This window comes from Archangium sp. (assembly GCF_036277355.1).
Taxonomy (GTDB): Bacteria; Myxococcota; Myxococcia; order Myxococcales; family Myxococcaceae; genus Archangium.
The window spans coordinates 36,066-48,419 of record NZ_DASUNC010000163.1 but is presented as its reverse complement, the minus strand read 5'-3'; the positions used below and the strand labels follow the sequence as shown (position 1 = coordinate 48,419).

Here is a 12,354-nt window from a genome sequence, read left to right as displayed (position 1 = left end):
GTACGACGGTGGGGCAAAAAACTTTCAGTGTTCACGTAAATCAGCTCTCCACGACAAACGGAGTTCCCATGGCGACGGAGAAGGCGGAGCGCGTGCGAACGCGGGAAAGCGGCCTGGGTTACCGAATGGGACCGGGGCTGGCGGCGGTGGCGGAGGTGGGGGAGCTGCACTCGGCGGGGAGGCTGGTGCAGCTGTCGCCGGAGCATCTGACGTTGAGCCTGGCGAGGCCCACGGGGCTGAGGCCGGGCCAGCGGACGAACGTGCTGTTGGGCGTGGGAGGCGAGGCCCAGATGCTGAGGGCCGAGGTGGTGAACGAGTACCAGCCGGGCCCGGAGGAGCGGCCGGAGCTGAGCCTGCGTTTCGTGGCGCCGCCGCTGGACCAGGGCCGTCACATCGTGACGATGCTGGAGGGCTGGAGGGATCTGGGCCAGCTCGAGGCGCCGAGCTCGCACCCCATCTGGCGGGAGCGGATTACGCGGGTGGACCGGATTGGCCGCATCTTCGAGGCGCTGACGGCGAGGCGGTGCCGGGGGATGGCGCGGTGCGCGGGCGGGGATGTGGAGCTGGTGGCGGCGCTCTACGACAAGTACGACGGGCGGGTGTCGTGGGAGGTGAGAGGCTCGCTGCCGCCGGTGCCGTTCACGCTGGAGGTGTTTGGCTTCAGCTCGGTGCTGCACTTCTGGGTGGAGCACGCGGTGTACGAGGACGGGCTGTGGGGTGTGCCGCTGCCGCGGGAGCTGGTGCGCTACCGGCACCGCAAGCTGAGGAGGGCACCGGCGGGAGAGGGGTGCTCGGCGCGGTTCGGGCATCCGCTGTGGCCGCAGGTGCGGGTGGAGCGGGAGCTGACGGATATCTCGTACGAGGGTCTGTCGTTCGCGACACAGCCGGGGGAGGACCTGCTGTACCCGGGGCTGGTGCTGCCGGAGCTGGAGGTGGGGGTGCCGGGAGGGGAGCCGGTGAGGATGCGGGCGGAGGTGCGCAACATCACGGGCACGGCGCTGGGCCGGCGGTGCGGGATGAAGGTGGAGCCGCTGGGGGAGCGGGAGCTGGCGCGCTGGCGGGAGCTGGTGGAGGAGCAGAGCCATCCGAACACGCGGGTGTCTGGGGATTGGAACCGGGGGACGTGGGAGCTGTTCGAGCGCTCGGGGTACTTCCGGCTGTCGGGGAAGAGCCCGGGGGACTTCGCGCGGATGCAGGCGGAGTACCGGGAGGCGCACGAGAGGCTGGAGGGGTACCGGAGGCTGGGCTACCGGGTGGTGAGGCCGATGCCGGGTGGGGAGTCGGTGGAGGCGAGCCTGTCGTGGCTGAAGCCGTACTCGGGGAGCTGGCTGGCGCACCAGCTGGCGAGACACCAGCCGCGCAACGAGAAGCTGAGGAGCACGGCGCGCGAGGCGTTGCGGGACGTGTATTTGAGAGGGTTCGAGCCGGCGCAGACGGATCCGGAGGTGAAGTGGTTCCTGGCGTACTGCGAGGCGAACGTGAGGTGGGTGCGCTTCACGGCGTTCGACTTCGCGGAGTGGTACCAGCACACGGGGCAGGCGTGCATGGTGCCGTTCCGCTTCATGGAAGCGGACGCGAGGCGGGAGTGGGAGATGCCGGAGGGCTTCAGCCTGGGGGCGCCGGCGGAGGAGGAGAAGGCGGCGCTGTTCGAGCGGCTGAAGGAGACGAGGCCGGAGGCGTACCGGGAGGCATTGGACCTGGTGCCGGAGCGGTTCGGGCTCGAGAGTCTCAAGGCGAAGTGGGCCGAGGCCGGGCTGAAGCGGGAGCGGGACGTGCTGGTGGCGCGGAAGGACGGGCGCGCGCTGGCGGTGGGAATCCTGGAAACGGCGCACGTGGGGTTGAACCTGTTCCACGTGCTGGACGGGCTGCGAGTCATTTCGCTGGTGGACGAGGCCTCGGAGGAGGGGCAGCAAGCGCTGCTGGCGCTGCTGGCGGGAGCGGCGGAGTGGTACCGGGCGCGAGGGCTGAACGTGTTCGTGCACTACGTGGAGACGGAGCACACGGGGTACACGGAGAAGGCGAAGCTGGTGGACCTGGGAGAGGGACGTATCTGGATCCTCTCGGCACAACTGCTGCCGGACTTCATCGAGCACCTGTGCGAGGCGACGACCCCGAGGGGAGATCTGTGAGCAAATATCCCCTCGCCCCCCGGGAGAGGGACGGGGTGAGGGTGCCACGTCTCCCGGGTTGAGCCCGTGCGATGCTCCCTCTCCCTCTGGGAGAGGGCTGGGGTGAGGGATTGAGCGGTCCGTTCCTGTCCAGACGGCCTGTCAGAGCAAGCTCAATCCATCCGAACCGTTCCCATGTTCAACAGACAGGAATGGCTTCGGATGGAGGGTGACGATGTTTCCCTTTTATCTCCGTGGACCGCAGTTCTTGATGTTCTACATCACGCTGCTGGGGGTGGGATTCATCGCGGCGTACCTCCTGATCAAGAGGCTGCGCGGGCCGGGCGACGAGGGCACGCCAGCGGATCGCGATCTCGATCCCTACGCGATGGCGTTCCTGGCGGGGGGCGGGAAGAGGGCAGCCGATACGGTGATTGCCCATCTGGTCGAGCGGGGCGATCTCGTCTACGACGCCCAGGCCAAGCGCCTCCTCAGGGGCGAGCGAGCCCACACCTCCAGGTTCTGGCATCCGCTCGAGCTCGCCATCCACGACTCCCTGCCCGAGGACGGGCGGTCGATCGGATCGGTCCATCAACAGGCGATGGTGGTCGCGGAGGAGCTCTTCGCGAAGGAGCTGATCAGGAAAAGGTTGCTGCTCTCCAGCGATGAGCGCCTCCGGCTCAAACGCATCCCCAGTTACCTCCTGGGAGCGATCATCATCATCGGCCTGGTGAAGCTCGACCTCGCCCAGTCGTGGAACCGGCCCACGGGATACCTGAAGGTGCTGCTCGTCGTGGGGACGGTGGGGTCCATCCTCTTCGTCAAGCGCATGACGCGGGACACGCGGACGCTCCGGGGCAAGCGGGTCGTCAAGACCCTGTGCCGGCAGAACGCGGCGCTCGTCACCACGGCGCGGGCACAGGCGGCGTCCGGGTTGCCGGAGAAGGAGTCCCTCCTGCTCATGGGGCTCTTCGGCCTCTCCGTGGTGACGCTGCCCGCCCTGGCGGAGTTGCAGCACTCGCTGCTGCACCTGGCGGCTCCCCTCATGAGCGGTGGCGGCTGGACGTCCGGGGGAGGAGGTCCCTACTGGTACGGCGGGGGCGGAGGAGGGAGCAGCTGCAGCGGCTCGGGCGGCAGCAGCTGCGGAGGAGGCGGAGGCAGCAGCTGCGGGGGTGGGGGCGGTTGTGGCGGCTGTGGAGGCGGCGGATGACACCTGGGGAGCGGTGGCCGGGGACGTTGGGGCTCGGGATGGGCTGGAGGCCCGAGCTGGCCCACTTCATCGATCGCCATCCGGGGCTCGGCTTCGTCGAGCTGCTCGCGGAGGACTTCGAGCCCCGGGGTCCCTTGCCGCCGGCGCTGGAGAACCTGCGCGAGCGGGGGATGACGTTCGTGCTGCACGGGGTGTCGCTCTCGCTGGGGGGAGCGGCACCCCCCGAGCCGCGCCGGTTGGAGCACCTGGCCCGGGTCGCGGAGCGCGTGGGCGCGGTGCTCGTCAGTGATCATGTCTGCTTCGTGAGGGCGGGGGGCCTCGAGTCGGGACACCTGCTGCCGGTGCCGCGCACGCGCGAGATGCTGGAGGTGCTGGTGGAGAACGTGCGGCTGGCGCGGGAGGCGCTGCCCGTCCCGCTGGCGCTGGAGAACATCGCCACGCTGGTCGAGTGGCCCTCGCCGGAGCTGGACGAGGCCACCCTGCTCGCGGAGCTGGTGGAGCGCACGGACACGCTGCTGCTGTTGGACCTGGCGAATCTGCACGCGAACGCGAGGAACCATGGCTGGGAGCCGCTCTCGTGGCTGGAGCGTCTGCCATGGGAGCGGCTCGCCTACGTGCACATGGCGGGAGGCGTCGAGCAGGGGGGCCGCTACCACGACACCCACGCGCACCCGTTGCCGCGCGAGCCGCTCGAGCTGCTCGCGGCCCTGTGTGAACGGACCCGGCCCCCGGGCGTGCTGCTCGAGCGGGATGACCATTTTCCACCGGACGCGGAGCTGGCGGCGGAGCTGGACGCCATCACCGGAGTCCTCTCGCGAGGGGAGGGGGCGCATGCCGTCCGATGACGCACGGCACCGGCTCGAGCGGGCGCAGGCCGGCTTCCTGCGGGCCCTCACGGGGAGCGCGCCATCGCCTCCGGGTTTCGAGCGCTCGGACGTGGAGGCGGCGGCGGAGTCCCTCGCGTCCAAGCGGCGCCGGGCGGTGGCGCGGACCTGGCCCTCGCTGGCCCGGGCCCTGGGAGACGGGTTCCGGGAGAGATTCGATGCATTCGCCAGACAGACACCGCTGCCCGCGCGGGGTGGGCCGCTGGCGGATGGACGCGCCTTCATCGAGCTGCTGTCCCGGGAGGGCCCCCTGCCGGAGGCCGTGAGCCGGCAGGTGCTCGGGGTGGATCTCCGCTTCCGCCGGAGCGGAGATGGACTGGTGCCGCGCCGGGGATTCTCGCTGGTGCATGGCGTGCTGCCAGCAAGCGGGTACCGCCTCCTGGGTATCCGTTGGGCGGGCCACGGCGAGCGCTGGTTCAGACTGCCCGCAGGCATGGCAGTCCCGGTGGTGCTCGGCCGCCGCTGGTCGTCCCAAAGGTCGTAGTACCTGTTCACCCCGCTCATGGCGCTCTCGTGGCAAGCTACTCGGACCAGACGAGCGCCAGATCCAGTTCGAGGGCCTCGAAGGGCTCGGCGCGTACCCGCTCGCCTCCGGCGAAGGAATGGACGAGCAGCCATTCCCTCTCGATGAGCCGGAACACATCAATCGTCTGGGCCAGCGGATCCACGTGCCACACGTGCCGCACGCCTTCCCGGGCGTAGATGCGCATCTTGTGGCCCTTGTCCCTGCGCCGCGTGCGCTCGGAGAGGACCTCGCACGCCCAGTCCGGCGCGAGATCGTAGTGTGCTGGAGCCTCTTTGCCTCCCACGGCGCGCGGCAGGCGCTCACGCCTCCACCCGGCGAGGTCCGGTACGAGCTTGTCCGGGCCGGGGCCGAGGTGCAGCTCGGGTTCATCGATGATGACCCACCCGCCCGGTCCACTGCTGCCAAACTTGAAGGGCCCCATGAGGATGCCGCCCAGGTTCGACGTGACGTTGGCATGCGGGCGGGCCGGACGCGGACTGAGGTGCAACGCACCGTTCATGATCTGCGCCACCATCTCCTCCGGCGCTGCCTGGAAGGCCGCCTCGACGGACGGGGCGTTTCGCTCGGTGGACTCGGACTCGGGTGGACGGCGGATGGCCATGACTGAGGATTTCATCATGCCCCTCGCCCCGTGCAATGCCGGGGCCGGGAACCGTCTCCCTTCGAGACTCTCCACTCGACACCCTACGCGCGCGCGTCCTTCCACTGCAGCTCCGTCAGCTCCCGGCCGAGCTGCTCCCTCCGGCTCTCGGCCTCGGTGACGGCCTGCCCCCATCGCTCGACGTCATGGGTCCGCGCCTGCTCGGGCGAGAAGATCTCCGCCACCTTCCGCAGCAGTCCGCACAACCTCTCCACATCCGCGCGCGAATTCTCGGTGGCCTCCTTCAGCCGCCGCAGCGAGTCCTCCAGCAGTGGCTCGGCCACCACGCGCTTCAGCTCCTCGGCGGTGTTCACCTTCGCGCCCCTGCCCAGCAGGCCCGCGAGCACGCCTCCGAGCAGCGCCGCTCCCAGCACCGCCCACCCTCCATGCTTGCGCGCCACCCCCGTCACCATCGCCGCGCCCACTCCCGCCACTCCGCCCCTCTTCGCGAAGCCCCAATCGAAGAAGAGCGAGCGCGGCTCCACGAGCCGGCCGAACCGGTCCGCCAGCTCCAGCCGCGCCTTGCCCCCGGCCTTGTCCTCCACGTCTCTCGCCAGCTCGCGCGCCAGCACCTGGTCGAGCCGCTGGCGCAGCGCGTGCGAGCGCGGCTCCACCCGCGCGCCCAGCTTCTCCCGGAAGGCCCGCGTCAACGCGCGCTGTGTCTCCGGCAGCCGCGGCTCCAGCTCGCGCACGCTCTCCTCCGCGAGCCGGGGCAGCTCGCCCTCCAACCGCCGGCCCTCCTCCCGCAGCAGATCGTCCAGGCCCAGCCGCAGGCGCGTGAGCGTCTCCGGCCTCAGCCTCGCCAGCTCCCTCATCCCCAGCAGCGCGTGCACGTCCGCGAGCACGCCGCTCCAGTCCTTCAGCGCCTCCTCGAGCAGCACCCGCTGCCGCCGCGCCAGCGCCTCCGCCACCTGCGCGCGCAGCGCCTCCAGCCCCTCGCCCGTGCTGCCCGACACGGTGAGCACCGGCAGCGTCCGCGCGGGCACCGCCTCCCGCAGCACCGGCTCGAGCCGCTCGCGCGCGGTGCCCGCCGGCATCCCCTCGGGCAGCGCATCGCAGCGCGTGAGCACCACCTGGAGCGAGCCCTCGGGGAACGCCTCGGCGAGCCGCGGCAGCCACGCCAGCACCTCCCCGGACGGTGCCTCCCCCGCCGTGAGCACCAGCAGGCAGTGCTCGGCCAGCCCGCCCACGCTCAGGCCTCCGGTTTCCCCGCCGCCGCCCGACTCCACCTCCAGCCACTTCCAGGGCACCTCCGTGCCCAGCGCCCGCTTCAGCGTGCTCTTGCCCACCCGGGCCGCGCCCGCCACCGCCACCACCGGCCGGGCGATCCGCTCCAGCTCCGGCTCTCCTCGCTCCAGCTCCCGGGCGAACGGCACCTGCTCGAACAGGTGGCTCCGCTCGTCCGAGAGCCGCCGGGCCAGCTGTGCCTGCTCCCGGATGTGTGCCTCGTGCTTCATGGCCCTCCTCCCTCGCACCGTCAGCGTAGCGCACCCACGCCCGGTGATATGTTCGTTGCGGAACACTCGCCGGTCGTGGCATCAGGAGTTGCACTGACGAAGCAGCCATGCCGCGAAGGCGCTCATCAGGCGGGCGCTGCTCCCCGCCAGGGATGTGGGGAGCAGCGGGCAGGGGGGAGAGGCCGATCGTGGCCGAAAGAACCGAACCGGTTTGAGGCCATACCATGATGAACATCCCGGGCCACACGTTGCTCGAGCCCCTGCGAGCGACGAGCGCCAACCACCTCTTCCACGCCGTGTGTGGGGCGGACAACCGGCCCGTCATCATCAAGACGCCCCTGCAGCCCTCGCCCGGCCCGCGCGAGTGGGAGCGCTACCGGCGTGAGCAGGGCCTCCTCCAGCGGCTCCGGGACGTGCGAGGGGTGCCCCGCGTCCATGCGTGCGAGCTCACCCACTCGCGCCCCCTGCTGCTGCTGGAGGAGGTGGAGGGGGAGCCCCTGTCCAGACGCGTGGGCCAGCGGCTGGAGATCACCCGCTTCCTCTCGCTGGCGATCTCCCTGGCCGCGACGCTCGGCGAAATCCACCGGCGCGGCGTCATCCACAAGGACCTGAAGCCCTCCAACCTCATCCTCACGCCAGAGGGGGAGGGGTGCATCATCGACTTCGGCTCGGCCACGCTGCAGCGGGTGGAGCACGTGGACTCGGCGCTGTCCTACGCCATCGAGGGGACGCTGGCGTACATGTCCCCGGAGCAGACGGGGCGGATGAACCGGGCGGTGGACTACCGCACGGACTTCTACTCGCTGGGCGTCACCTTCTACGAGCTGCTCACGGGCGCGCTGCCCTTCCAGGCGCAGGACGCACTCGGCTGGTTCCACGCGCACCTGGCCGTGCGTCCGAGGCCGCCGCACGAGGTGCTCGAGTCGGTGCCGCCCGCCCTGTCGGCCATCGTCATGAAGCTGCTGGCGAAGGTGGCCGAGGAGCGCTACCAGGGCGCGGACGGGCTGAAGGCGGACCTGGAGCGGTGCCGGGAGCGGCTGCTGCGCGGGGAGCGCGAGGCCTTCGCGCTGGGCGAGCAGGACTTCCCGCACCACTTCCAGATGCCGCAGCGGCTCTACGGGCGCGAGGCCGCCGTGGCCACGCTGTTCGAGCGCTTCGAGCGGACGGCGCGGGGAGGCCGGCCGCAGCTGGTGCTCGTGAGCGGCTACTCGGGCATCGGCAAGTCGGCGGCCGTCCACGAGCTGCAGCGGCCGGTGGTGGAGCGGCGGGGCTTCTTCCTGCAGGGCAAGTTCGATCAATTCCAGCGGGACGTGCCGTACGCGACGCTGTCGCAGGCCATCCGCGGGCTGGTGCAGCAGCTGCTGGCGGGCACGGACGAGGAGCTGGCGACGTGGCGCGAGCGGCTGCACGCGGCGTGGGGCGAGCAGGGCCAGGTGCTGGTGGAGCTGGTGCCCCAGTTGGAGCTCGTCGTGGGCCGGCAACCCGCCGTCCAGGAGGTGCCGCCCGCCGAGGCGCAGCACCGCTTCCACCGGATCTTCCAGCGGTTCCTCGGTGCCTTCACCCACGCCGGGTATCCGCTCGTCGTGTTCCTGGATGACCTGCAGTGGGCGGACCTGGCGAGCCTCAATCTCATCCAGCACCTGCTCGTGGACCCGGAGGTGCCGCCGGTGCTGTGGGTGGGGGCCTACCGCGACAACGAGGTGAGCCCCTCGCACCCGTTGATGCTGATGCTGGATGAGCTGCGCAAGACGGACGCGCGCCTCACCGGCATCCGGCTCGAGCCGTTGAGCCGCGGGCAGCTCCAGCAACTCGTGGCCGACGCGCTGCCGGGAGTGGGGGAGGACATCGTCGCGCCGCTCTCGGCCGTGGTGCTGGAGAAGACGGGGGGCAATCCCTTCTTCCTCATCCAGTTCATGCTGACGCTGCACCAGGACGGGCTGGTGACGCGCACGGCGGAGGGGCGGTGGCGGTGGGATGCCGCGGGCGTGCGGGCCCGGGGCTACTCGGACAACGTCGTCGACTTCATGGTGGGCCGGTTGCGCCTGCTGCCGGAGCAGACGCAGCACCTGCTGCGCCTGGCGGCGTGCGTGGGCAATGTCTTCCCGCTGCCGATGCTGGCCCTCGTCTCCGGCCTCACGCGGAACGAGGTGGAGGACGGCCTCGAGCCCGCGCTCCAGGAGGGCCTGGTGGCGCGCGGGGGCCCGGAGCAGTTGCGCTTCCTCCATGATCGCATCCAACAGGCGGCGCAGGCGCTCATCCCCGAGCGGGAGCGCAAGGCCGTGCACCTGCGCATCGGCCGGCTGTCGTTGGAGCGCCTGACACCCGAGGAGCTGCGCGAGAAGCTCTTCGACGTGGTGGGGCAGCTCAACGCCGGGTTGGAGTTGCTCACCACCCCCGAGGAGCGGCTGCGCGTGGCGCGGCTCAACGCCGAGGCGGGCTGGAGGGCCAGGCGCTCGACGGCGCACCGCTCGGCCATCGTCTATTTCACGACGGCCTTCGAGCTGATTCCAGGAGATCCGTGGACGACGGACCCCGCGTTCGCCTTCCAGCTGCGGATGGACCAGGCCACCAGCGAGTTCATGAGTGGCAACACCGCCGGGACGCTCGCCCTGGCCGGGGAGCTGCTCTCCCAGGCGCGCACCCCCGCGCAGACCGCCGCCGTGTACCGCCTGAGGAGCGAGCTGCACCTGGCCGCCGGGGAGATCCAGGCGTCCGTCTCCAGCCTGCTGGAGTGCCTGGAGCGGCTGGGCATGCCCATCGCGCTCCATCCCTCCTGGGAGGAGGTGGTGGCCGCCAACGACGAGGTGTGGGCCCTGCTGGGCGAGCGCTCCATCGAGAGCCTCGTGGAGCTGCCGCGGGTGGAGGATCCGGACCTGCAGGCGGTGCTCAGCATCCTGGGCGCCCTCTTCACGCCCACGTTCTTCACCGACAACCACCTGCTCATCCTCACGCTCTCACGGCTGGTGGCGCTCAGCCTGCGGCATGGCAACAGCGAGGCGTCCGTCCACGGGTACTCCTGGTACGGCCTGGTGCTGGGGCCCGCCTTCAAGAAGTACCGGGAGGGGTATGCCTTTGGCGAGCTCGCCTGCGCGCTGGTGGAGCGTCATGGCTTCGCCTCGGCCCGGGGCATGGCGCTCTACAGCCTGGAGCTCATCAACTACTGGACGCGGCCCCTGTCCCGCTCGCTGGAGCTCATCCGCGGCGCCTTCCACCACGCGCTGCAGGGCGGGGACTTCCAGGTGGCGTGCTACTGCTGCAACCACATCGTCACGGACTGCCTCGCGCTGGGCTACCCGCTGGATGACGTGTACGCGGAGTCCGTGGCCCGCTACGACTTCGCCCACCGGGCCGGGTACCTGGACGTGCGCGAGGTCATCCGCTGCACGCGGGCCTACATCCAGCAGTTGCGCGGGCACACGCGCTCGTTCGGCTCGCTGAGCGGCGAGGAGCTCGAGGAGGAAGCCTTCGAGGCGGGGCTGACGCCCGAGCGCATGAGCACCATGCGGTGCTGGTATTGGATTCTGAAGATGCAGGCGCGCTTCATGTGCGGCGCGTACGCGGAGGCGCGGGAGGCGGGAGAGAAGGCCGCCGCGCTCGCCTGGTCCTCCCTCGGCCACATCCAGCTGCTGGATTTCCACCTGTACCGGGGGCTGACGCTGGCCGCGTGTCCACCGGGGGAGGCGCCCGGGGAGCGGGAGCGGTGGCTGGAGGAGATTGGCGGGCACCAGCGGCAGCTGGCGGAGTGGGCGGGCCATTGCCCCGAGACCTTCCTGGCGCCCGAGCGGATGGTGGCCGCGGAGCTGGCCCGGGTGATGGGGCGCAACGAGGAGGCGGCGCGCGCCTACGAGGACGCGGTCCACTCGGCCCGGGAGCATGGCTTCATCCAGAACGTGGCGCTGGCCAGCGAGCTGGCGGCGAACTTCTGGCGCGAGCGGCGCTTCCAGACGATCGCCGACGCCTATGCGCGCTCGGCGCGGGAGGCGTACCTGCGCTGGGGCGCCCTGGGCAAGGTGAAGCAGTGGGAGGCCCGCTGGCCGGACCTCGCGCTCGCGGTGGACTCCCAGGGATGCGAGGACAGCACGGGCTCGACGCGCATCGACGCGCTGACGGTGGTGAAGGCCCAGCAGGCCATCTCCGGGGAGATCGTCCAGGAGCGGCTGGTGAACACGCTCCTGCAGGTGGCCCTCGAGAACGCGGGGGCCCGGCGGGGCGCCCTGGTGCTGGCGCGAGGGGACGAGCTCCGGGTGATGGCCATCTGCGGCGTCTCCCCGGGAGAGGCCCTCGTCCAGCCGGAAGCCGAGGCGTCCCGGGAGCTGCCGTGGACGCTCCTCTCCTACGTCAAGCGCACGCGCGAGCACGTGCTCCTCGGCGATGCCACGCGGCCCCATGCCTTCGTGGCCGACGAATACCTCGCGCGGGGCCGGGTCCGCTCGGTGCTGTGCCTGCCGCTGCTGCGCCAGGAGGCACTCTACGGCGTGCTGTACCTGGAGAACGAGCTGACCACCGAGGCCTTCACCCCCGAGCGCCTCACGCTGCTCGGGCACCTGGCCTCGCAGGCCGTCATCTCCATGGAGAACGCGAGGCTGTACGCGGAGGTGCAGCACGCGGAGGCGGCGCTGCGGCGCGCCAATGACGAGCTGGAAGCACGGGTGGAGGAGCGGACGCGGGAGCTGAGGCAGGCCCAGGCCCACCTGGTGGACACCGCGCGCGCGGTGGGCATGACGGAAGTGGCCTCCAACGTGCTGCACAACGTGGGCAACGTGCTCACCAGCGCCGTGGTCAACCTGGAGGTGCTGCGCGAGACGGTGGCGGGCTCGCGCCTCGGCCGGCTCAAGCAGGTGTCGGCGCTGTTGGAGGAGCACCGCGGGTGCCTGGAAGAGTTCTTCACGAGGGATCCCCGTGGGCTGCGGATGCCGGACTACATCTCCGCGCTCGCCGAGACGCTCCTGGCGGAGCAGACGAAGGTGTGCGACGGCCTGACGGAGATGGGCTGGCACGTGGAGCACATCCGCTCCATCGTCCAGGTGCAGCAGGACTACGCCAGGACGGCGCTGCTCCTCGACGAGTGCGAGCTGTCGGAGCTGGTGGACGACGCGCTGCGCATCCAGATGCCGGCGCTCGAGCGCCACGGCGTCACCGTCATCCGCGAGGTGAGGGATTCACGCCGGGTGCGGGTCGACAAGCACAAGGTGCTGCAAATCCTCATCAACCTCATCAGCAACGCCAGGTACGCGCTGGATGGGGTGCCCGAGGGCGAGCGGCGGATGTCCGTGAGGCTCTCCCTGGAGGGGGACCTGGCGCGCATCCAGGTGGTGGACAGCGGCGTGGGCATCTCGCAGGGCATCCGCGAGCGGCTCTTCTCGCACGGCTTCACCACGCGCCGGGACGGGCATGGGTTCGGCCTGCACTCGAGCGCGCTGGCGGCCCAGCTGCTGGGAGGCCACCTGCTGCTGGAGAGTGACGGGCCAGGCAAGGGTGCCACCGCCACGTTGGAGCTCCCGCTCCAGTAGGGAGTGGACGTGGCCGGAG

At 70.8% G+C, this 12,354-nt stretch carries 7 protein-coding genes; 5 read left to right on the top strand and 2 right to left on the bottom strand.

The annotated features are described in order from the left end of the window. Positions 1–68: 68 nt before the first annotated feature. The 4 genes from VFZ09_RS40225 (at position 69) to VFZ09_RS40210 (ending at position 4,686) form a co-directional block, all read left to right on the top strand. A complete protein-coding gene (locus tag VFZ09_RS40225; RefSeq protein ID WP_329733090.1) occupies positions 69–2,129 on the top strand; it encodes a PilZ domain-containing protein in 2,061 nt (686 codons plus the stop codon). 250 nt (positions 2,130–2,379) lie between these two features. Beyond that, positions 2,380–3,318: a TIGR04222 domain-containing membrane protein gene (locus VFZ09_RS40220; RefSeq protein ID WP_329733131.1), complete on the top strand. Its 939-nt coding sequence runs from the start codon at positions 2,380–2,382 to the stop codon at positions 3,316–3,318. Then, the gene (locus VFZ09_RS40215; RefSeq protein ID WP_329733089.1) at positions 3,315–4,163 is read left to right on the top strand and encodes a DUF692 domain-containing protein; all 849 of its coding nucleotides are present in this window, start codon (positions 3,315–3,317) and stop codon (positions 4,161–4,163) included. The genes VFZ09_RS40220 and VFZ09_RS40215 overlap by 4 nt, the downstream gene beginning before the upstream one ends. Next, positions 4,150–4,686 (top strand): hypothetical protein, encoded by a 537-nt coding sequence (locus tag VFZ09_RS40210; protein ID WP_329733088.1) that lies wholly within the window; start codon positions 4,150–4,152, stop codon positions 4,684–4,686. The genes VFZ09_RS40215 and VFZ09_RS40210 overlap by 14 nt, the downstream gene beginning before the upstream one ends. A 37-nt stretch (positions 4,687–4,723) precedes the next feature. On the opposite strand, the gene VFZ09_RS40205 is transcribed toward VFZ09_RS40210, so the two are convergent. Both VFZ09_RS40205 and VFZ09_RS40200 read right to left on the bottom strand, forming a co-directional pair. After that, complete coding sequence (locus VFZ09_RS40205; RefSeq protein WP_329733087.1) at positions 4,724–5,347, bottom strand: Uma2 family endonuclease; 624 nt, start codon at positions 5,345–5,347, stop codon at positions 4,724–4,726. Between the two features lie 65 nt (positions 5,348–5,412). Then, positions 5,413–6,825 (bottom strand): hypothetical protein, encoded by a 1,413-nt coding sequence (locus VFZ09_RS40200; protein ID WP_329733086.1) that lies wholly within the window; start codon positions 6,823–6,825, stop codon positions 5,413–5,415. 224 nt (positions 6,826–7,049) lie between these two features. Here VFZ09_RS40200 and VFZ09_RS40195 point away from each other — a divergent pair, with 224 nt between their 5' ends. Further along, the gene (locus tag VFZ09_RS40195) at positions 7,050–12,335 is read left to right on the top strand and encodes an ATP-binding sensor histidine kinase (RefSeq protein WP_329733085.1); all 5,286 of its coding nucleotides are present in this window, start codon (positions 7,050–7,052) and stop codon (positions 12,333–12,335) included. Positions 12,336–12,354 lie beyond the last annotated feature (19 nt).